Source organism: Citrobacter sp. wls613, from assembly GCF_005281195.1.
Taxonomy (GTDB): Bacteria; Pseudomonadota; Gammaproteobacteria; order Enterobacterales; family Enterobacteriaceae; genus Citrobacter; species Citrobacter gillenii.
On sequence record NZ_SZXN01000001.1, the window covers coordinates 4,147 to 24,866 of the forward strand.

At 53.1% G+C, this 20,720-nt stretch carries 23 protein-coding genes and 1 tRNA gene; 7 read left to right on the forward strand and 17 right to left on the reverse strand.

All coding sequences use genetic code 11. The features are described from left to right. Positions 1-168: 168 nt before the first annotated feature. A tRNA-Phe gene (locus FDX01_RS00035) sits at positions 169-244 on the reverse strand. Between the two features lie 105 nt (positions 245-349). Continuing rightward, entirely contained in the window at positions 350-1,057 is a 708-nt protein-coding gene (locus FDX01_RS00040) for a DUF554 domain-containing protein (protein WP_137399017.1), read from the reverse strand. Positions 1,058-1,525: 468 nt separating this feature from the next. Here FDX01_RS00040 and FDX01_RS00045 point away from each other — a divergent pair, with 468 nt between their 5' ends. Next, on the forward strand, positions 1,526-3,661 hold the full coding sequence (locus FDX01_RS00045) for an ornithine decarboxylase (RefSeq protein ID WP_137399018.1): 2,136 nt from the start codon (positions 1,526-1,528) through the stop codon (positions 3,659-3,661). 76 nt (positions 3,662-3,737) lie between these two features. Here the strand turns inward: FDX01_RS00045 and FDX01_RS00050 are convergent, their stop codons facing one another. The 4 genes from FDX01_RS00050 to mutY all read right to left on the reverse strand — a co-directional run bounded on the left by FDX01_RS00050 (position 3,738) and on the right by mutY (position 7,728). Then, positions 3,738-4,994 (reverse strand): nucleoside permease, encoded by a 1,257-nt coding sequence (locus FDX01_RS00050; protein ID WP_096755733.1) that lies wholly within the window; start codon positions 4,992-4,994, stop codon positions 3,738-3,740. A 212-nt stretch (positions 4,995-5,206) separates the two neighbouring features. After that, positions 5,207-6,292, reverse strand: coding sequence for a membrane-bound lytic murein transglycosylase MltC (gene mltC, locus FDX01_RS00055; protein ID WP_135911431.1), 1,086 nt, complete (start codon positions 6,290-6,292; stop codon positions 5,207-5,209). A gap of 86 nt (positions 6,293-6,378) precedes the next feature. Then, a complete protein-coding gene (locus FDX01_RS00060; RefSeq protein ID WP_003027126.1) occupies positions 6,379-6,648 on the reverse strand; it encodes an oxidative damage protection protein in 270 nt (89 codons plus the stop codon). A 27-nt stretch (positions 6,649-6,675) separates the two neighbouring features. Continuing rightward, entirely contained in the window at positions 6,676-7,728 is a 1,053-nt protein-coding gene (gene mutY, locus FDX01_RS00065) for an A/G-specific adenine glycosylase (RefSeq protein ID WP_096755735.1), read from the reverse strand. Between the two features lie 160 nt (positions 7,729-7,888). Between mutY and trmB the strand changes: the two genes are divergently transcribed. The 4 genes from trmB (at position 7,889) to ansB (ending at position 10,938) form a co-directional block, all read left to right on the forward strand. After that, positions 7,889-8,608, forward strand: coding sequence for a tRNA (guanosine(46)-N7)-methyltransferase TrmB (gene trmB, locus FDX01_RS00070; RefSeq protein WP_096755736.1), 720 nt, complete (start codon positions 7,889-7,891; stop codon positions 8,606-8,608). Next, the gene (locus FDX01_RS00075; RefSeq protein WP_096755737.1) at positions 8,608-8,934 is read left to right on the forward strand and encodes a YggL family protein; all 327 of its coding nucleotides are present in this window, start codon (positions 8,608-8,610) and stop codon (positions 8,932-8,934) included. The genes trmB and FDX01_RS00075 overlap by 1 nt, the downstream gene beginning before the upstream one ends. Before the next feature lie 49 nt (positions 8,935-8,983). Further along, on the forward strand, positions 8,984-9,703 hold the full coding sequence (locus FDX01_RS00080; protein ID WP_096755738.1) for a DUF2884 domain-containing protein: 720 nt from the start codon (positions 8,984-8,986) through the stop codon (positions 9,701-9,703). A gap of 188 nt (positions 9,704-9,891) precedes the next feature. Next, positions 9,892-10,938 (forward strand): L-asparaginase 2, encoded by a 1,047-nt coding sequence (gene ansB, locus FDX01_RS00085; RefSeq protein ID WP_096755739.1) that lies wholly within the window; start codon positions 9,892-9,894, stop codon positions 10,936-10,938. Positions 10,939-11,062: 124 nt separating this feature from the next. Here the strand turns inward: ansB and hemW are convergent, their stop codons facing one another. Genes hemW through FDX01_RS00110 form a run of 5 tightly spaced genes read right to left on the reverse strand, consistent with a single transcriptional unit; the run spans position 11,063 to position 14,369 of the window. Continuing rightward, the gene (gene hemW, locus FDX01_RS00090; protein ID WP_137399019.1) at positions 11,063-12,199 is read right to left on the reverse strand and encodes a radical SAM family heme chaperone HemW; all 1,137 of its coding nucleotides are present in this window, start codon (positions 12,197-12,199) and stop codon (positions 11,063-11,065) included. Then, on the reverse strand, positions 12,192-12,785 hold the full coding sequence (locus FDX01_RS00095; protein ID WP_137362190.1) for an XTP/dITP diphosphatase: 594 nt from the start codon (positions 12,783-12,785) through the stop codon (positions 12,192-12,194). The genes hemW and FDX01_RS00095 overlap by 8 nt, the downstream gene beginning before the upstream one ends. A gap of 7 nt (positions 12,786-12,792) precedes the next feature. Continuing rightward, entirely contained in the window at positions 12,793-13,083 is a 291-nt protein-coding gene (gene yggU / locus FDX01_RS00100) for a DUF167 family protein YggU (protein WP_003027101.1), read from the reverse strand. After that, complete coding sequence (locus FDX01_RS00105; protein WP_096755742.1) at positions 13,080-13,646, reverse strand: YggT family protein; 567 nt, start codon at positions 13,644-13,646, stop codon at positions 13,080-13,082. The genes yggU and FDX01_RS00105 overlap by 4 nt, the downstream gene beginning before the upstream one ends. An 18-nt stretch (positions 13,647-13,664) precedes the next feature. Then, positions 13,665-14,369 carry a YggS family pyridoxal phosphate-dependent enzyme gene (locus FDX01_RS00110; protein WP_137399020.1) on the reverse strand — a complete coding sequence of 235 codons (705 nt, stop codon included), beginning with the start codon at positions 14,367-14,369 and terminating at the stop codon, positions 13,665-13,667. Positions 14,370-14,386: 17 nt separating this feature from the next. On the opposite strand from FDX01_RS00110, the gene FDX01_RS00115 reads away from it, so the two are divergent. Then, entirely contained in the window at positions 14,387-15,367 is a 981-nt protein-coding gene (locus tag FDX01_RS00115) for a type IV pilus twitching motility protein PilT (RefSeq protein ID WP_137399021.1), read from the forward strand. Between the two features lie 9 nt (positions 15,368-15,376). On the opposite strand, the gene ruvX is transcribed toward FDX01_RS00115, so the two are convergent. From ruvX to endA, 5 genes are all read right to left on the reverse strand, one after another. Next, complete coding sequence (gene ruvX, locus FDX01_RS00120; protein ID WP_096755745.1) at positions 15,377-15,793, reverse strand: Holliday junction resolvase RuvX; 417 nt, start codon at positions 15,791-15,793, stop codon at positions 15,377-15,379. Further along, complete coding sequence (locus FDX01_RS00125; protein ID WP_096755746.1) at positions 15,793-16,356, reverse strand: YqgE/AlgH family protein; 564 nt, start codon at positions 16,354-16,356, stop codon at positions 15,793-15,795. The genes ruvX and FDX01_RS00125 overlap by 1 nt, the downstream gene beginning before the upstream one ends. Positions 16,357-16,531: 175 nt before the next feature. Further along, positions 16,532-17,479, reverse strand: a complete 948-nt coding sequence (gshB, locus tag FDX01_RS00130; RefSeq protein ID WP_117342642.1) for a glutathione synthase — start codon at positions 17,477-17,479, stop codon at positions 16,532-16,534. 12 nt (positions 17,480-17,491) lie between these two features. Beyond that, positions 17,492-18,223, reverse strand: a complete 732-nt coding sequence (rsmE, locus tag FDX01_RS00135; protein WP_096755748.1) for a 16S rRNA (uracil(1498)-N(3))-methyltransferase — start codon at positions 18,221-18,223, stop codon at positions 17,492-17,494. Between the two features lie 74 nt (positions 18,224-18,297). Further along, complete coding sequence (gene endA, locus FDX01_RS00140; RefSeq protein ID WP_117342640.1) at positions 18,298-19,005, reverse strand: deoxyribonuclease I; 708 nt, start codon at positions 19,003-19,005, stop codon at positions 18,298-18,300. A gap of 237 nt (positions 19,006-19,242) precedes the next feature. On the opposite strand from endA, the gene FDX01_RS00145 reads away from it, so the two are divergent. Then, positions 19,243-20,118, forward strand: a complete 876-nt coding sequence (locus tag FDX01_RS00145) for a dihydrodipicolinate synthase family protein (RefSeq protein ID WP_137399022.1) — start codon at positions 19,243-19,245, stop codon at positions 20,116-20,118. A gap of 12 nt (positions 20,119-20,130) precedes the next feature. Here FDX01_RS00145 and FDX01_RS00150 read toward each other — a convergent pair whose 3' ends face one another. After that, on the reverse strand, positions 20,131-20,652 hold the full coding sequence (locus FDX01_RS00150) for a SprT family zinc-dependent metalloprotease (RefSeq protein WP_115257518.1): 522 nt from the start codon (positions 20,650-20,652) through the stop codon (positions 20,131-20,133). Positions 20,653-20,720 lie beyond the last annotated feature (68 nt).

A 20,720-nucleotide genomic window follows, 5' to 3' on the forward strand; every position in this document is an offset into this window, starting at 1 on the left:
AGAGATCTCCCCGGTTCAGATTACGAGAAAATTCTACTTATGAACACACCGGTTTTTCGGGGGATTACCGAAGGGGCAGAGTAATGATATCTGCGGCCATCACGACCAGAAATCTACCGGAACCCCAGAAAGCAAAAAACCAGCCCGTAGGCTGGTTTTTCTAAATAGTGGTGCCCGGACTCGGAATCGAACCAAGGACACGGGGATTTTCAATCCCCTGCTCTACCGACTGAGCTATCCGGGCAACGAGGCGCATTAAAACCGATTCGCTTCTTTTCGTCAACGAAATTTCTTCAAATCAATGCAGACTGCACAATCTATCACCACATTGCTGGTATTGCACGCATTCTCAGGCAAAAAATGCCGTCCACGCGGCGGAAAGCGGCATGGCCAATAGCAGGGTAGGTAGCATGTTCACGACGGCAAACATTTTAATTCCGCAGATACGCAAGCCGGTTGCCAGCAACAGCAAGCCACCTACGGCGCTAAAGTCAGCCATCATGGCAGGCGTCGTCAAAGGCAAGATCAGCGCGGCGCAGGCGGCGAGCGTCAGCTGGATTGCCAGCATCGGCACACAAATGGCGGATACCGCAATCCCCAGCGAACAGGCGAAGATGATAGCGGTGAAGAAATCGAGAAACGACTTCGCGATTAAAATATTCGGATCGCCGGTCATTCCTTCATGTATCGCCCCAAAGATCCCGGTGCCGCTGGCACAAAACAATACAATGATGGCGACAAAGCTTTGAATAAACGATTCGTGCGTTGCATTGGCATCTGACTTTGAGAAAAGCTGCTGCGCTTTGGCGACCGCCGCATTAATCCCTTTTTCCAGATGGCACAACTCGCCAATCAGTGCGCCGACCAGCGTTGCCAGCACCATAACCGGCAGGTTGGCGCATTTGATTACCAGCAAGATACCAATGCCCAGAGAAGCCAGTCCGAAAATAGAGGTCATTGAGACCCGAATGCGTTCGGGTAAATGCTGGCTGAGCAGCGTACCGAGAACGCCACCAAGTAAAATAGCGCTGGCATTAATAAAAGGTCCGATTACCACATGAGCTCCTGCATACCCGTTATCGTCTTGATGACGAAGGCAATTTTCGGGGTATATTTATGTTTTCAGATTGCATTATTATGACGCTATTGTCCGGCAAAATGCTTGTTTATCTGTGGGGATATGCATAGGATTTTGTCTTGCGCCTGGTAGTGAAAGGTGCCATGATTGCGCGAATTTTCTCCTGTCTGAATGGGGTTGCCTGGGATGAATCAATTCCCCCTACATCACCTTCAACATCGCCTTTTTGCGCGACGTCCTCCCCTTTCTACGACACATCCTCATTCTCCCTCCATGCGGTGACGGCGGCGTACGCTCACTGCAGGATAACAGTAAGATCAGAGGCTATCTGCTTTTACTGATGTCTGGCGGTCGGGGCTGGTAACCAGTTTGACCAAACATTTCGTGGGATAACGCCGTGTGGCATTGTCCGGGACTTTGACTTTCCCGAAACGGGTTTTTGCGCTTATGAAATCAATGAAAATTGCCGCCAGTGGTGAACTGGTCTCTTGTCTGTCTACCCATCGTCAGGTGGTGTCACTGGACGGTACCGATTTTACTGATGTTGCGGCAGTCGTCATTACCGTTGCGGACAGCCGCAGCGGGATCCTCGCGTTGCTTAAACGCACAGGTTTTCATTTACCGGTGTTTATTTTCTCAGAGGTTACTGTCGAATTACCTGCGGGTGCAGAGGCGGTTATTGGCGGTAACGCACAGGACTGGCTGGAGCTGGAGTCCGCCGCATGTCGTTATGAGGACGATCTGTTGCCACCATTTTATGACACGCTGACGCAGTATGTCGAAATGGGCAACAGTACCTTTGCCTGCCCAGGCCATCAGCACGGTGAATTTTTTAAGAAACATCCTGCCGGACGGCATTTTTATGAGTTCTTTGGCGAGAATTTGTTTCGCGCGGACATGTGCAATGCTGACGTCAAGTTGGGCGATTTGCTCATTCATGAGGGGTCGGCAAAGCATGCGCAGAAGTTTGCGGCAAAAGTGTTTAATGCAGATAAAACATACTTTGTGCTGAACGGCACCTCTGCTGCCAATAAAGTCGTGACCAACGCGTTACTGACGCGTGGCGATCTGGTGCTGTTTGACCGTAATAATCATAAATCAAACCACCATGGTGCGCTGATCCAGGCCGGCGCTACACCAGTCTATCTGGAGGCGGCGCGTAACCCGTTTGGCTTTATTGGCGGCGTTGATGAGCACTGCTTTAATGAAGCGTATCTGCGTGGGCAGATACGCGACGTCGCACCACATAAAGCCGACCAGCCGCGCCCGTTCCGTCTGGCGATTATCCAGTTGGGAACCTATGATGGGACCATTTATAACGCGCGACAGGTGATCGACAAGATCGGCAGTTTGTGCGATTACATTTTGTTTGACTCTGCCTGGGTTGGTTACGAACAATTTATCCCGATGATGGCGGATGGCTCGCCATTGCTACTGGATCTCAAACCCAATGATCCCGGGATTTTTGTCACCCAGTCGGTGCACAAACAGCAGGCCGGGTTCTCACAAACCTCGCAGATCCACAAAAAAGATAACCATATTCGCGGCCAGGCGCGTTTTTGCCCGCATAAACGGTTGAACAATGCTTTTATGCTGCACGCCTCCACCAGCCCGTTTTACCCGCTATTTGCCGCGCTGGACGTTAACGCAAAAATCCATGAAGGTGAGAGCGGACGCCGGTTATGGGCGGAATGCGTGGCGTTAGGAATTGAGGCACGTAAAGCCATTATCGATCGCTGTAAGCTGATTCAGCCCTTTATTCCCCCGATGGTGGGGGGGAAGCCCTGGCAGACATACCCGACGCAGGTTATTGCCAGCGAGCGTCGCTTCTTTAGCTTTGAGCCGGGAGCGAAATGGCATGGTTTTGACGGCTATGCGAGCGATCAGTATTTTGTCGATCCGTGCAAACTGCTGCTGACCACGCCGGGCATTGATGCGCAAACTGGGCAGTATACTGACTTTGGTATACCAGCGACGATCCTCGCACACTACCTGCGAGAGAATGGTATTGTGCCGGAAAAATGCGACCTCAATTCAATCCTGTTCCTGCTGACGCCAGCAGAAAGCGCAGAGAAAATGGCGCAGCTGGTGGCGATGCTGGCTCAGTTTGAACAGCACATTGAGAACGATACGCCGCTGGCAGATGTGCTGCCCACAATCTTCAACAAATACCCGATGCGCTATCGAGATTACACGCTGCGTGAACTGTGTCAGGAAATGCATGACCTGTACGTGAGCTTTGATGTGAAGGATCTGCAAAAAGCGATGTTCCGTCAGGAGAGCTTACCCGCTGTTGCCATGAACCCGCAGGATGCCAACAGTGCTTATATCCGGGGAGATGTTGAGCTGGTGCGCATTAGTGATGCTGCCGGTCGTATCGCGGCAGAAGGTGCGTTGCCTTATCCTCCCGGCGTGTTGTGCGTAGTACCCGGTGAAGTGTGGGGCGGAGCGGTACAGCGTTACTTCCTGGCGCTGGAAGAGGGCGTTAATCTGCTGCCGGGCTTCTCACCTGAACTGCAAGGGGTTTACAGTGAAACGGACGCCGACGGCATTAAGCGTCTGTACGGATATGTTCTGAAATAAAAAACGGATCGCGCGGCCGATACATTTCCGGCAAAAAAAGGGTCACCGTCAGGTGACCCTTTTTAATCAATGAAGATTAGTGTGCGATAGTCTGTGTGCCAGCCGGAGTGCGAACGTGTTTGTACTTAAACAGTGCGACGAAGGCAAAGGCCAGGAACAGTGAGTAGCCCGCGAAGATCAGCCATACGCTCTGCCAGTCAGTAATGCCGTTCAGTGTGAAGTGTTCCACCACTTTACCGCTCACCAGACCACCCAGAATACAGCCAAAGCCGTTGGTCATCATCAGGAACATACCCTGTGCACTGGCGCGAATTTCCGGACGAACTTCTTTTTCCACGAACACCGAACCGGAGATGTTGAAGAAATCGAAGGCGCAGCCGTAAACAATCATCGACAGAACCAGCAGCACGGTACCGAACGGAGTCGGGTCGCCGTACGCAAACAGACCAAAACGCAGCATCCACGCCACAATACTGATCAGCATAACGTTCTTAATACCGTAACGGCTTAAGAAGAACGGGATGGTCAGGATAAACAGGGTTTCTGAAATCTGCGAGATGGACATCATGACTGACGCATGCTCGACGATGAAGCTACCAGAGAACAGCGGGTTATTATCGAAGCTGTGCAGGAAGGTATTACCGAACATGTTGGTAATTTGCAGTTCTGCGCCCAGCATCATCGAGAAGATGAAGAAAATTGCCATACGCTTGTTTTTAAACAGGGCGAAGGCATCCAAACCCATCATTGACGTCCAGCTCTGATTTTTCTGCTGATTAGCAACCGGAATATGCGGCAGCGTCAGGGTGAACAGTGCCAGTACCACGGACAGAATTGCGCCGATATACAGCTGCATATGGCTCAGTTCAAAGCCTGAGAAGCTTACCGCCCACATGGCCAGAATAAACCCGATGGTGCCCCAGATACGGATTGGCGGGAAGTCGGTGACAATATCCATCCCGGCAGACTGCAGGCGATAGTAAGAAATAGTGTTGATTAACCCCAGCGTTGGCATATAGGCCAGGGAGTTAAGCAGGATCACAAAGAACATGGCTCCAGGCGTGGTGACCTCGGCGGCAGCGAACAGCGTACCCGCACCCACCAGGTGGCAAAGAGCATAAACCCACTTGGCACTGATCCATTTGTCGGCGACGATACCTAACAGCGTAGGCATAAATACGGCGGCAATCCCCAGCGAGCTATAGACTGCGCCAATAGAGGCACCGTCGAATTTAAGGGTGACAAACATATAAGAGCCGAGGGTCGTGAGCCAACTACCCCACAGGCAGAACTGCAGAAAGGAAAGGACTTTCAGCTGCAGCTTAAGATTCATGTTAATTTCCTCACATCGTAATGCGGATGGATGTTTTAAAAAGCACATTTGCCGTTTCAATATGATGTGATTCTATCAATGAGAAGGGGTGTTTTTTTGTTAGCTGTGACAAATATTTGCAAACAATTTCCAATTGCAAAGCAAAATAGTGACGGAGTTAACACTTTTACCCTCTTCTGCCGCCAGCTTCACGCGGCCGAAGAGGGTAAACATTACCGACGTCGATAGGATTTTTGTGCAGAATTGACCTTATAAAGGTAGCGGCGTGATTCCGCCGACGGATGTCGGGTGGTTAATGTTTGATAAACGTCTCCCGGCGACATGCTGTTGATGATATTTGCTGCCTGAATTTTATCGCTGGAGAACACACGCAGCACGCTGCCTGCCCCACCGTTATACGCGGTAATGACGGCGTAACGACGTGAGGTTGGGTTATCGATTCCGCCCAGGTAGACATTGTTGAGCATCGCCAGATAGGCGGTACCGGTATCAATGTTGTTGGCCGGGTCAAACAAGAAGCTACGGCTTGGCGTACCGGAACGGCCCTGTGAGCGGAATACATCCTTCCCGGCGCTGTGCTGCACGACCTGCATCAGGCCCAGTGCATCAGCATGGCTGACCGCATACGGGTTAAAGGAGGACTCGGTTTGCATGATGGCGAGGATCAGCGCCTCGTCGACGCCATACTTACGCGATGCCTGACGAACCATGCCGATATACTTATGCGCACGCTTATCAAGGTGGTTTGGCACCAGGTTAATTGTCACGCTGTAGATAATGCGCAGGCCGTTACTCCGGCTCTTCAGTCGCGTTTGCAGCAGGTAGTTGGCGAAGTTTGTCGCGCGTCCCTCCCAGCGAATAGGCTGACCGGTATTATCAACGACCTGCCCGTAGAGGAACGGCTCTTTGGAAATCTTGATATCATCGACATCGGAATAGAGATCGATGGAACCCGGATCGTCTCCCATCAGCAAGGTCTTGATTATTGCCCGTCGTAAATGCCCGGCAGGATCTGTCCCGGCGATGGTCTCCACGGTTATGGTACCGTCATCAAAGTTGATGTGGCTGCGGGTTTGATACTGATCGGTATACTTGACGTAGTCCTTCGGACCCGCGATCAGCACTTCTTTAAATCCCCACAAATTCTCAATGTTATGGGCAAACTGCCCCATCAGAATATCAAAACCGTTGGTATCCTTGACCCAGGCTTCGTTATAGGAATCGCCTTTTTTGGTCGAACTGGAACAGGAGATGAGCAACGGCGCAATAACGGCAAGCGCGAGAAATTTTTTCATCATTCCGGGGGTGCGTGTTGTGTTGGTTATTTGCAAGGACCAGATTAAATCGTCGGCCGGATAAGCGCAGCGCCATCCGGCAACGGTTCTTATGACTCTGGCGTATAGCCTTCAATGTGCACGTCCTTGCCTTCAAACAGGAAGTTGATCATCTCCTGTTCCAACAGCTTGCGGTGCTCGACGTTCATCATGTTGAGTTTCTTCTCGTTAATCAGCATGGTTTGCTTGTGCTGCCACTGTGCCCATGCTTCTTTCGAAATCTCGTTATAAATGCGTTTTCCCAGATCGCCTGGGTACAGCTGAAAATCCTGACCTTCTGCTTCACGTTGCAGGAAAGTACAAAAAATCGTTCTGCTCATAAAAAATCCTCTTTATCGACCGGCACGTTAAACCTGCGCACCGACGCGTAATTGCTGTAACAAACGCTCCACAGGAGCCGCCAGTCCGACCGACGGCGGTTGCGCTAAGTTATACCAGAGCGCGTTGCCTTCATCCATGCAGGTGGTGAATGAGGACACGGGAAGCCACATAGGCACAATATCTAAGTGGAAATGACTAAAGGTATGGCGAAATGCAGTAAGCTGGGTCAGATTATCTGCGTTAATTTGCCGTTGCGCCAGCCACTGATGCAGTCCATCTTCATCTTCAAACTGCGGAAAACAGTATAATCCGCCCCATAAGCCGCTGGGTGGACGCTGCGCGAGTAACACCTCATCGTTATGCTGCATCAGTAAAAAATAGCCTGTGCGCTCCGGTAACGTCTGCTTGGGCTTTTTACCCGGGTATTGTGCCCAACTTGCATTGGCGGTAGCCACACAGCCATTTTGTAATGGGCACAGGGCGCACTTAGGTTTTGAACGCGTACAGACTAGCGCGCCTAAATCCATCATCGCCTGATTAAATCGTTCAACGCCGTGGGCGGGTGTAACCTGCTCACTCAACGCCCACAGTTTTTTCTCGACCTCTTTTTTCCCCGGCCAGCCGCTGACAGCATAACAGCGTGCCAGCACGCGTTTGACGTTGCCGTCGAGAATCGGAAAATGCTGACCCAAAGAGAGCGAAAGGATCGCGCCTGCGGTAGAGCGTCCAACGCCGGGCAGGGCGGCAACTTCATCAAAGGTTTGCGGGAAGGTGCCGCCATGCAGCGTCGCCACCTGCTGAGCGGCTTTATGCAGATTGCGCGCACGCGCGTAATACCCCAGCCCGGTCCACAAATGCAGGACTTCATCAAGCGGGGCATGGGCTAAATCGGTTATCGTTGGAAAGCGCGCCATAAAGCGTTCAAAATAAGGAATAACGGTCGCAACCTGAGTTTGTTGCAGCATGACTTCAGAAAGCCATACTTTGTAAGGCGTCTTGTCAATTTGCCAGGGCAGCGTTTTCCGCCCGTATTTGTCGTACCAGCTCAACACCTGAGCTGAAAATTGAGACGCTTGCATGATTACCGTTTCATTATTGCTGGGGGCAAGATTGCAGCACAGAGGTCGAAGGGTGTAAACCGGAACTTTCCGCAGCTGACTCTCTTCCTTTACTTGCATCCGGCAACTAACTTTGGATAATGCCCGTTTTCAGAACTCAAACACAGCAGACTAAACTTTTATGAAGAACGACGTCATTTCACCGGAATTTGATGAAAACGGTCGCCCGCTGCGCCGGATTCGTAGTTTTGTTCGTCGCCAGGGGCGACTGACTAAAGGGCAGGAACACGCACTGGAAAACTACTGGCCGGTGATGGGCGTTGAGTTCAGCGAAGCGCCGGTCGATTTTGCTGCGCTGTTTGGCCGTGACGCACCGGTGACGCTTGAAATAGGTTTCGGTATGGGCGCTTCGCTGGTGGCGATGGCCAAAGCGCGTCCGGAACAAAACTTCCTCGGTATTGAGGTTCACTCTCCGGGCGTTGGTGCCTGCCTGGCTTCGGCGCATGAAGAGGGCGTCGAAAACCTGCGCGTGATGTGTCATGACGCCGTTGAAGTGCTGCACAAAATGATTCCTGACAATTCTTTATCGATGGTTCAGCTCTTTTTCCCTGACCCGTGGCATAAAGCACGTCATAATAAACGCCGTATCGTTCAGGTACCGTTTGCTGAGCTGGTGAAGAGTAAGCTGAAGTTGGGCGGTGTTTTCCACATGGCTACCGACTGGGAAGCCTATGCGGAGCACATGCTTGAAGTGATGTCCTCCATTGACGGGTATAAAAACCAGTCTGAGAGTAACGATTATGTACCGCGCCCACCATCGCGCCCGGTAACCAAATTTGAACAACGTGGCCATCGTCTTGGCCACGGCGTATGGGACTTAATGTTCGAGAGGGTGAAATAATGGCAAAGAACCGTAGCCGTCGTCTGCGTAAAAAAATGCATATCGACGAATTCCAGGAAGTCGGATTTTCGGTTGCATGGCGTTTTCCGGAAGGCACATCTGAAGAGCAGGTCGATAAAATCGTTGATGACTTTATCAATGAGGTTATTGAGCCGAACAAGCTGGCCTATGACGGCAGTGGCTATCTGGCCTGGGAAGGTCTGATCTGCCTGCAGGAAATCGGCAAATGCACTGAAGAACATCAGGCAATCGTGCGTAAGTGGCTGGAAGAGCACAAACTTGAAGATGTGCGCACCAGCGAACTTTTCGATATTTGGTGGGACTAAGTAGCACAGGGTCGGCAAATGCCGGCCCGATTTGTATTGAGGGATAGATATGATGCGTAAAACGCTGCTGGCGGCAGTCCTGACGTTCACGGCGATGGCCGCACATGCTGATTATAAGTGCAGCGTCACCCCGCGTGACGATGTGATTGTGACTCCGCAAACGGTGCAGGTGAAGGGTGAAAACGGCGATCTGGTGATCACGCCAGCCGGGAATGTTACCTTCAACGGTAAGCAGTACACCTTAAGCGCCGCACAGCGTGAGCAGGCGAAAGATTATCAGGCGGCGTTGCGTAGCAGCCTGCCGTGGATTGACGACGGCGCCAGAGCGCGCGTCGAGAAAGGTCGCATCGCGCTGGACAAAATTATCGCCAAAGAAGTCGGTGAAAGCAGCAACATGCGCGGTCGTTTAACCAAGCTTGACGCCCAATTGAAAGAGCAGATGAACCGGATCATCGAGCATCGTACTGACGGTCTGACCTTCCATTATAAGGCGATTGATCAGGTCCGTGCTGACGGGCAGCAGCTGGTGAATCAGGCGATGGGCGGCATTCTGCAGGACAGCATCAACGAAATGGGTGCCAAAGCGGTGCTCAAAGGTGGCGGTAACCCACTGCAGGGTGTGCTCGGTAGCCTTGGCGGTTTGCAAACCTCCATCCAGAATGAATGGAAGAACCAAGAGAAAGACTTCCAGCAGTTTGGCAAAGATGTTTGCGCGCGCGTCGTGACGCTGGAAGATGACCGTAAGGCATTGGTTAACGGTCTAAAATAGCATTTACCTCTCTTTAACGGCACAGAAACATTCTGTGCCGTTTTGCTTTGCATTTTCCTTGTTTTTTGATATCCATCTCTAAAAATAACAAATTTATAAATATATAAGTCTGGTTAATTGGAAGAGGTCACATTATTCATCTGTCAGGTTGACATAATGCGGCAAATTCAAATAACCGGAGTAATAACATGGATTTTTTCAGAAAAACGGCACTGGCAGCACTGGTTATGGGGTTCAGCGGCGCAGCGCTCGCATTACCCAATATCACCATTCTGGCTACCGGCGGGACGATTGCTGGTGGCGGTGATTCCGCAACAAAATCCAACTACACGGCGGGTAAAGTTGGCGTAGAAAATCTGGTCGATGCGGTGCCGCAACTGAAAGATATTGCCGTCGTTAAAGGCGAGCAGGTGGTGAATATTGGCTCGCAGGACATGAATGACGACGTCTGGTTAACGCTGGCGAAGAAGATCAACACCGAATGTGATAAAACCGACGGCTTCGTGGTGACCCATGGTACGGATACTATGGAAGAAACCGCGTATTTCCTCGATCTGACCGTCAAGTGCAACAAGCCAGTGGTGTTGGTCGGCGCAATGCGTCCGTCTACGGGTATGAGCGCCGATGGCCCGTTCAACCTGTATAACGCCGTGGTGACCGCGGCGGATAAAGCGTCTGCTAACCGCGGTGTGCTGGTGGTGATGAACGACACTGTCCTGGATGGCCGTGATGTGACCAAGACCAACACCACGGATGTCGCGACCTTCAAAGCCGTCAACTATGGCCCGCTGGGCTATATCCATAACGGTAAAATTGATTACCAGCGTACGCCTGCGCGCAAGCATACTTCCGCAACGCCATTCGATGTCTCTAAGCTGACCGAGCTGCCGAAGGTGGGCATTATCTATAACTACGCTAACGCCTCCGATCTGCCGGCAAAAGCGCTGGTCGATGCCGGATACGCCGGGATTGTGAGTGCTGGTGTGGGTAATGGTAACCTGTATAAAACCATTTTCGATACGCTGGCAACCGCTGCGCACAAAGGCACCGTGGTCGTGCGTTCTTCCCGCGTACCTACTGGCTCCACCACGCAGGATGCTGAAATCGATGATGCGAAGTACGGATTTGTGGCGTCTGGCTCGCTGAACCCACAAAAAGCTCGCGTGCTGCTGCAATTGGCGCTGACACAGACCAAAGATCCTAAACAGATCCAGGAAATGTTTAATCAGTACTAATCGATGAAGGTGGCTGCGCTTATCGACCTAACCCTGTAGGCCTGATAAGCGCAGCGCCATCAGGCAATTTGCCGAATGGTGGCTCAAAGCCTTATCAGGCCAACATTCATTACGGTTTTCCGCGTTACTCTGCCAGAAACAGCTCCAGCAGTGAGTTTAAAAACAGCTTACCGTGCTGGGTAATCTGCCAGTACTCATCGCTCTGCGTCAGATATCCCTGGGCGATAGCCTCATCAATCTGTGCCCGAATCACCTCTTCGGCAAGCCCGGTATAGTGGGTGAATTCCACACGCGGTGCGGCCTCCAGCAAGCGGAAGCGGTTCATAAAGAACTCAAATGGCTTATCAGCCTCGGCGACATCACGCTCGCTTTCGAGATAACGTCCCTGCATGTAACCGCGCGGATGTCGGGTTTTGGTGGTGCGCAGGATACGTCCGTCCGGGAAGGTGATCTTGCCGTGAGCCCCGCAGCCAATGCCAAGATAGTCGCCAAAACGCCAGTAGTTCAGGTTGTGCTGGCACTGATATCCCGGTTTTGCATAGGCCGAGGTTTCATATTGCTGATACCCGGCGGCGGTCAGCAACCGGTGGCCTTGCTCAAAAATATCCCACAGGGCGTCATCATCCGGTAGCACCGGCGGGCGCGAACCAAACAACGTGTTGGGCTCAATAGTGAGCTGATACCAGGAGAGATGCGGGGGGTTAAGCTCAATGGCCTGCTGTAAATCGCCCAGCGCTTCTTCCAGTGTTTGATCCGGCAGGCCGTGCATCAAATCCAGGTTAAAGCTGCGCAATCCCAGACCGTCAGCCAGATTCGCCGCGCGTTTGGCTTCTTCTGGCCCGTGAATACGCCCCAGTCGCTCAAGCTTGGCGGCGCTAAAACTTTGCACGCCAATCGAGATGCGGTTAACTCCAGCGCGTTGATAATCGACAAACCGATCGGCTTCCACCGTACCGGGATTGGCTTCCATCGTGATTTCGGCATCCGTCGCCAGATTTAGACGCGCACGCACGCCATCCAGCAGCGTTTGCATTGCCGGGCCAGAGAGCAGGCTCGGCGTACCGCCACCAATAAAAATGGTCTTTACTTCGCGTCCCTGCGCGTAGGCGACGTTGGCATCCAGATCGCTCAGCAGATGCCCAACGTAATCGTCATGAGGAACTTCGCCCTTTAACGCATGCGAGTTGAAGTCGCAGTAGGGGCATTTCTGCACGCACCACGGGATGTGGATATAAAGACTCAGCGGTGGCAACTTAACCATTACGCAGCGCATCCAGCAGCAGTTTTAGTGCCTGTCCACGGTGGGAAATAGCACTCTTTTCTTCGCGGGTCAGTTCGGCTGCGGTTTTACCCTCAGACGGTACAAAGAAGATAGGGTCGTAGCCAAAACCACCGTCTCCGGCAGGCTCACGAGCGATCACGCCCGGCCAGCGTCCGTGACATACAACAGGGGTTGGGTCATCTGCGTGGCGCATATACACCAGTACACAATGGAACTGTGCCTGACGTTTTTCGTCCGGGATATCCTGCAGCGTGTGCAGCAGTTTATCCAGATTTTGTCTGTCAGTCGCATCTTCACCAGAATAGCGAGCAGAATAAATCCCCGGAGCCCCGCCGAGGGCGTCAACGGCCAGGCCGGAATCATCGGCAATGGCCGGCAGACCGGTGATTTGCGCGGCATGACGCGCCTTCAGAATGGCGTTTTCAATAAACGTCAGGCCGGTTTCTTCTGCGGAATCAACGCCCAGATCCGTTTGGGCAACGACATCAAGCCCGAAGTCGCTCAGGAGAGAGGCGAGTTCACGCACTTTACCGGCATTGCCGGTCGCGAGGACAACTTTTTGCATGGGATACCTAATCAGTTAGCGCCGCAATTTCTGGCGGGATCTGTTGCGGATGAATGATTTTAACCTGTTTGTGGCGGCCAAGCTCGCCCTTCTCAATAACGACCTGGCTTTTCGCCACGCGGAACTGTTTACCGAGAAACTTCACCAGATGGCTGTTGGCTTGCCCATCGACCGGTGGGGCGGTAATGGCGACTTTTACTTCGTCGCCATGTAAACCCACAATACTGTCACGGCTGGCTTTAGGCTGAATGTAGAGCCGTAAAACCAGACCGTCATCGCAGGGTGTTACGGCACTCATAGCGCCATCCACAGCCCCGGCAGCAGCATGTTGCCTGTCGCTTGTAACACTTCTGCGATCCCCATGTTGATGACATAGAGTAGCAGCACCAGGATCATCGGGGAGAAGTCGATCCCGCCCATTCCTGGAAGGATACGACGAATAGGACGCAGCAGCGGATCCGCCAGTTGAATCAGTACGTATTCTACAGGGCTGCGGCCCTGGCTGACCCAGCTCATGATGGCCATCACCAGCAGTACCCAGAAAATCAGCAGCCCGATAGTCTTCAGGACGATCAGTACGGCGGCGATCCAGATAATGGGTTGGAACGTGACCACTTTGAACAGCACAATAGCTTTGATAAAGCTGAGCACTAACGCGACCAGTAACGATGCGCTATCAATCGGCCCCATCGGGGGAATAATTCGGCGTAACGGCCCAATAATAGGCTGAGTGATTTTTACAATGAACTGCGAAAACGGATTGTAAAAATCGCAGCGAGACCACTGCATCCACACGCGCAATAACAGCGCCATGGTATACAGCTCAATTACCGTTGAGAGCAGGAAGGTCAACGTATTCATGGTGTTCCTCAGTTTTCCTTAATTTTTTGTGTAATCACGAGCACCAAAAATGGCAGTGCCAATGCGCACCATCGTGCTACCCGCCGCGATGGCGGCATCCATATCATCAGACATTCCCAACGAGAGCGTATCGACTGTCGGGTAGCGTGTTTTCAACCCGGCAAATGCTACAGCCATTTGCTGTGCAACTTCAAACTGCCTTACATAATCTGACTCAGGCGCCGGGATTGCCATCAGTCCACGCAGGGTAATGCGCGGCAGAGCGGCGACGTCTGCGACCAGGGCATCAAGCTCTGCCAGCGGAATACCTGACTTGCTGTTCTCATCGCTGATGTTTATTTGAATCAGCACATTTAGCGGCGGTAGGTCTGCCGGGCGCTGTTCGCTGAGTCGGGTGGCGATGCGCAAACGGTCTATCGTGTGGCACCAGTCAAAATGTTCAGCCACCAGACGGCTTTTGTTGGACTGCAACGGGCCGATAAAGTGCCACTGCAGTCCAGTCACGCCGTTTTCGCTGAAGTAGCGGATCTTATCCACGCCTTCCTGAACATAGTTTTCCCCAAAGGCATGCTGCCCGGCAGCAATGGCTTCTTCGATGGCGCTCGCAGGTTTGGTTTTGCTCACTGCAAGCAACGTAACGTCTTCTGAAGACCGCCCGCAACGCGTCGCGGCGGCTGAGATTTTCTCCCTGACATGTGCCAGGTTATGCGCGATATCGTTCATTTTCCGAGGATGTTCATATGAATATGGAAGAAATAGTGGCCCTTAGTGTAAAGCATAACGTGTCGGATCTACACCTGTGCAATGCATGGCCTGCGCGCTGGCGCATATGTGGAAGGGTAGAAATTGCCCCGTTTACCGCGCCTGACGTGGACGCGCTGCTCCTGGCCTGGCTCAGTGAGCAACAACAGGTACAGTGGCGGGAAAAGGGTCAGGTTGATTTTGCTATCGCACTGGCGGATTCCCGGCGTTTACGGGCCAGCGCATTTACGCATCAGCAGGGAACGTCACTGGCGCTGAGACTGCTGCCGCTTGATTGCCCGTGCCTGGATGATCTCCAGACGCCCGCTGCGTTGCCAGAACTGCTGCACAGCGAAAACGGGTTGATTCTGGTGACCGGGGCGACGGGCAGCGGTAAGTCGACGACGCTGGCGGCGATGGTGGACTCTCTCAATCAGCACGTTGACGGGCATATTCTGACCCTGGAAGACCCGATTGAATACCGCTATACCAGCCAGCGTTGTCTGATCCAACAGCGTGAGATTGGCGTGCACTGCCTTTCTTTTGCTGCCGGCCTGCGGGCGGCATTGCGTGAAGATCCCGACGTGATTTTACTGGGGGAACTGCGCGACAGCGAGACGATTCGTCTGGCACTGACGGCGGCGGAAACGGGGCATCTGGTGCTGGCAACGCTGCATACGCGCGGTGCGGCGCAGGCGGTGGAGCGGCTGGTGGATACGTTCCCTACACAGGAAAAAGACCCGGTGCGTAATCAACTGGCGGGTAGCTTGCGTGCGGTGCTCGCACAAAAACTGGAAGCCGACAGGCAGGGTGGGCGGGTGGCGTTATTTGAACTGCTGGTCAATACGTCGGCTGTGAGTAATCTGATCCGTGAAGGGAAAACCCACCAGCTACCCGGCGTGATACAAACCGGGCAACAGGCGGGTATGCAAACATTTGCCCAGAGCCTGCAGCAGCGTCAGGCGCAAGGCAGGCTGTAAATATGAGCCTTAGTAACCTTGTTCGAAATAGCTTTCGAGAATAACGACGGCAGACGCGGAGTCTACTTTGCCTTTATTCAGCGCGCGGTACCCGCCTTGCTCAAACAGGCCGGAACGTGCTTCGACGGTGCTCAGGCGTTCGTCGTGCAGCGTGACCGTGACGCCAAAGCGGCCATGAATACGGTTGGCAAACTTGCGCGCGCGCGCAGTAAGCGGCTGCTCGGTGCCGTCCATATTGAGCGGCAGACCGACAATGATTTCATCCGGTTGCCACTCTTTTAGCAGGCGTTCAATCACGTTCCAGTCTGGCGTGCCGTCCTGCGCTTTGATGGCAGGCAGCGGTCTGGCAGTACCTGTAATGCGCTGACCAATCGCCACGCCAATACTTTTGGTCCCAAAATCAAAGGAGAGTAATGTTTCGCTCATTATGCGTGTCCCGCCACGCCAGGCATGGTCAGGATATCGATTCCGATAAGTTTGGCCGCGTCGCGCCAGCGGTCGGCAATCGGCGTTTTAAACAGAATATTGAGATCCGCGGGGGCGGTGAGCCAGGCGTTATCCAGCAACTCTTGCTCCAGTTGGCCTTTTTCCCATGATGAATACCCCAGGGCGACCAGTACCTCGGAAGGTTGTTCCTGAGTGCCTAAGGTTTCCAGTACATCGCGGGAAGTGGTGATAATGGTGTTGTCCGAAATACGAATGCTGGAGGCAAAGCGTGAAGGAGGGGTATGCAAAATAAACCCACGCTCTTCTGCTAACGGGCCTCCGAGCATCACGGCTTTATCCAGGCGAATCGCCGGATCGCGTGTCTCAGGGGTAATCTTCAGCTTTTCCAGAATCCCTGCAATCTGTAAGTTTTCCAGGGGTTTATTGACGATAATCCCCATTGCGCCATTTTCATTATGTTCGCAAATGTAGACCACGGAACGGCGGAAAATCGGATCCTGGAGAGCAGGCATGGCAATAAGAAAGTGATGCTGTAAATTCATTGTCAGAGGTTCTGTTTCCTGGTTCAAAAAAGCAACTACGGTCAGTATGCGAGGAAAGCGTTAAGTTGTCACCCTCTGAAAATAACATTGCCGGATATCGGCTTCGCCTTATCCGGCCAACGGGGTGCAATTGTAGGCCGGATAAGACACCGTGGCGTCGTCATCCGGCGCAGGTTTACTTGGCTAAGCGAGCTTCAATGGCATCCATCAGCATACCGGTAATGGACACCGGGAACTCCGCCTCAATTTCGCGAATACAGGTTGGGCTGGTGACGTTAATTTCCGTCAGGCGATCGCCGATAATATCCAGACCGACAAAAATCAGTCCTTTGGCTTTCAGCGTTGGCCCGATACGACGTGCAATTTCCCAGTCGCTGTCGGTCAGCGGACGAGGTTCGCCACGGCCACCGGCCGCCAGATTACCACGGGTTTCACCGCCCTGTGGAATGCGTGCCAGGCAGTAGGGAACGGGTTCGCCATCGACCACCAGTACGCGTTTGTCGCCGTCTTTAATCGCCGGCAGGTAGTTCTGCGCCATGCAGTAGCGGGTACCGTGTTCGGTCAGCGTTTCGGCAATTACACCGAGGTTCGGATCGCCTTCCTTTACGCGGAAGATCGATGCACCACCCATGCCGTCCAGCGGCTTGAGAATGATATCGCTGTGTTTTTGCCAGAAGGCTTTCAGCTGCGCTTTGTTACGCGTGACCAGCGTTTCTGGCGTCAGGTCCGCGAACCAGGCGGTGAACAGCTTTTCGTTACAATCGCGCAGGCTCTGCGGTTTGTTCACGATCAGCGTCCCTTGCTCTTCTGCACGCTCCAGAATATAGGTGGCGTAGATGAACTCGGTATCAAACGGCGGATCCTTACGCATCAGAATGACGTCCAGGTCAGCCAGTGGTAGATCTTGTTCGCTGTTGAACTCATACCATTTGTCGTAGTTCTGCTCTACGCTCAGGGTACGCGTGCGGGCGCGGGCTTCACCGTTAATCAGATAAAGATCGGCCATCTCCATATAGTGAAGTTCGTAACCACGACGTTGCGCTTCCAGCAGCATAGCGAAGCTGGAATCTTTCTTGATGTTGATGCTTGCGATGGGATCCATCACGATGCCGAGCTTGATCATTGTTCTTCTCCGTTAGCCCAGATCGCCAAATCGCACCTGTAGCGCGGTAATGGCGGTGAGCGCAGTTGTCTCAGTACGCAGAACGCGAGGTCCTAACAGAATATCAGTAAACTGATAGCGTGCAGTCATGGCAATTTCATCTGCCGACAGCCCGCCTTCAGGTCCAATCAGCAGCCGGATGCGCTCTACCGGCAGCGGAAGCGTGTTAATACTGGCGCTGGCACGCGGGTGCAGGTTCAGTTTTAGCCCCTCGTCCTGCTCGGCACACCAGGCTTCCAGATCCATTGCCGGGCGAATTTCAGGCACCCGGTTACGACCGCATTGCTCGCAGGCGGCAATCGCAATTTTCTGCCACTGCTGGAGCTTCTTGTTCAAGCGTTCACTGTCCAGTTTAACGCCGCAGCGCTCAGAAAAAAGTGGCGTAATGAGGCTTACACCCAGTTCAATCGATTTCTGGATAGTAAATTCCATTTTTTCACCGCGCGACATCACCTGCCCAAGATGAATATGCAAGGGAGATTCGCGATCGTCGAGTTCGGCGCTCAGTATCTTCACATCCACGCTTTTCTTGCTGGCGTGGGTGATCTCGGCGTCAAACACCTGGTTGCTGCCGTCAAATAGTTGAAGAGCCTGGCCCGGTCCCATGCGCAGCACGCGACCGATATGGTTGGCGGCATCTTCACACAGTGAAATTTGGCTGCCTGCCGTGAGTGGTTCAGGGTGATAAATGCGAGGAATACGCATAGTTAACCATCCGCGTCATGGCCCTGGCCGACAAAACGGCAGGGCATGGGTTAAAATATTGACGCTAGTGTAGGTTAGCTCTTTTGCGCCTGGCAAGCGCGTTGCACGTATGGGTTATGGTTGCCCTGTACCTTCGCAATACGTTCGTCGCGTTCGCACTCCCAGTCGGTCACTGGATACTGTTTATTCCAGGCGTTAAAAAGCTGGGTTTGCTGACGGGAAAGCGTCAGGTTGTACTGGTCGCGCATGTAAAAATAGGTGCGCGCGATGGCGCCGCGAGCGCGCGCAGGCGGCTCAGCCACTTTTTCTTTGAAATCGACCTTCATGTCACACTGCCCATACTGGCCTTCGCCGCCGTTCCACTGGCTGTACATAAAGTTCGCGCGATCGCCATTTACTTCACCCACTGCCGGTTGCAGGTTGTGCATATCGCTTTCCATCTTGCGATAGACCGGATCTTTGGCGCAATTTTTACGTCCACCGTCCTGCCAGCACTGGCGTTGATGACCAAATTGCCAGGCCGGAACCACGTGTTCCCATTCAATACGGCTGGCGCGGTTTTCGTTTTTCCGCACTTTATAGCCGCAGGATTCGAGGTCAACGACCCCTTTTTTGCCCTGCCAGTTAATTTTACAGCCGCAGTAGAAATCGCCGGGCGCATCGGCATTAATTTTTACACCAGCGGCTTTCGCTTGGGAGAAGCTGTTGATACCTTCGGCGAATGCCGGGCCAGAGAGTGCAGTAGCCAATAACGCCACTGCCATAGAAAGATTACGGTACATCACACACTCCGTGTCAAAACGAGCCCGCAACGTAACGAAAGCGTCGGGCAGATGCAATCAGCTAAATCATATAAGTTCCAGAAATTACTTTTGAGTAACAAGGCGCTATCGGCGGATTATTGTTTGCTTGTTTAGCGCGCCTGCTCATACAGTAGCGTGTCACGAGCGCGAACCAGGGCGTTGCGCAGATTGCCCAGATAACAGCCGTTTTTATCGAATTAATGACCGGGGAAAAAGATGAAGAAAGGGTTGAGCGCGTTTCCGCTTACGCCGCTGAGGGCGGGTGAGGTTGATGAAAATACATGGCTTTCTCTGATTGAGAATATTGCCGGTGCCGGCGTTGATTCCATCGGTGTGCTGGGTTCTACCGGGAGCTATGCCTACCTGACGCGTGAACAGCGCCTACGCGTTACCCGGCTTGCGCTTGAGGCGGCATCTGATATCCCCGTTATTACCAGCATTGGCAGCGTACGAGTCGAAGAAATTCTGCACCTTATCGATGATGCGCAGCAGGCGGGTGTCAGCGGCGTTTTGATGGCCCCGGTCTCTTACCAGCGGCTGAACGTGGATGAAGTTTTTGATCTGTACGATCGAGTCACTCGCGAGCTGTCGGTGCCGCTATGTATTTATGATAATCCCGCCACCACCGGGTTTGAATTTAGCGATGACCTGCTTATCGCGCTGTCAAATTTACCGGCTATTGGTTCGATTAAACTGGCTTCATTCACCTCTGAACGGATCGCCAGGCTAAAAAACAGTCTTCCGGCAGGCGTCTCTATTGGTGTCAGTGGCGACGGTCAGGCTGCCTCAGGGCTGTTAGCCGGAGGCGATGTCTGGTATTCCGTCCTGGCAGGCTTGTTCCCGCATTATTCACGTGCTTTAGCCAATGCCGCGTTGACGGGAGATCACGTCAAAACCCGGCAACTGGATAGCGCGCTCCAGCCTCTGTGGGCCTTTTATCAACGGCACGGTAGCCTGAGGGTGATCGCGACGGTGGCAGAAATGATGGGGAAAGTGTCTGCGCCTTGTCTCCCCTTTCCGGTGCAAACGCTGAAGGGGGAGGAAAGGCTCTTATTGCAGGAAACGTTGAGTTCATTATCTTTTTTGGATTGATGAACGAGGATGTCAGGCCTTCGCCGGGTTTTCCTGCGGCCCGGGAATCAACGGTTCGCCACAGTGGACGCAGCGGTAGGTGGCCTCACCACGCACAATGCGGTTATGTCGGCGGACGGTCAACTGATGCTCCTGGCACTTGCAGCGGTAAGTAAAGGTATTGCGCTGCACGGATTGCAGTTCGAACTGATGCGTACGCCGGGCCGGAACGCCCAGCACGCTCTCCATCATCCATTTCCACTCTTTCCCGTGAGGCGGTACGCGGCCAAAGTGCTTCCACACCAGCAAATGTGCCAGTTCATGCGGTACGACCTCGTTGATAAACGCCTCGACGTTTTCCATCAGCAGCACCGGGTTGAGGCGAATTTCATTGCTTTGCAGCCACGCTGTACCCGCAGCAGTGCCGCGCTGTTGGTACACAAGCTTAGGTTCCGGATAATTGCGTTCGAGCTTGAGATTGGCGAGGGCAAGTTTTTCCCGCAGGCTGCGCATAACGGCTTGCTGGATGGCGATGGGGAGACGAGAGGTTTTCATAACGCCAGAGGATAGTGCGACAGGAAAAGGACTGCAAGAGGCAGGCTTCCCCCCGCGAGGGGAGGAAG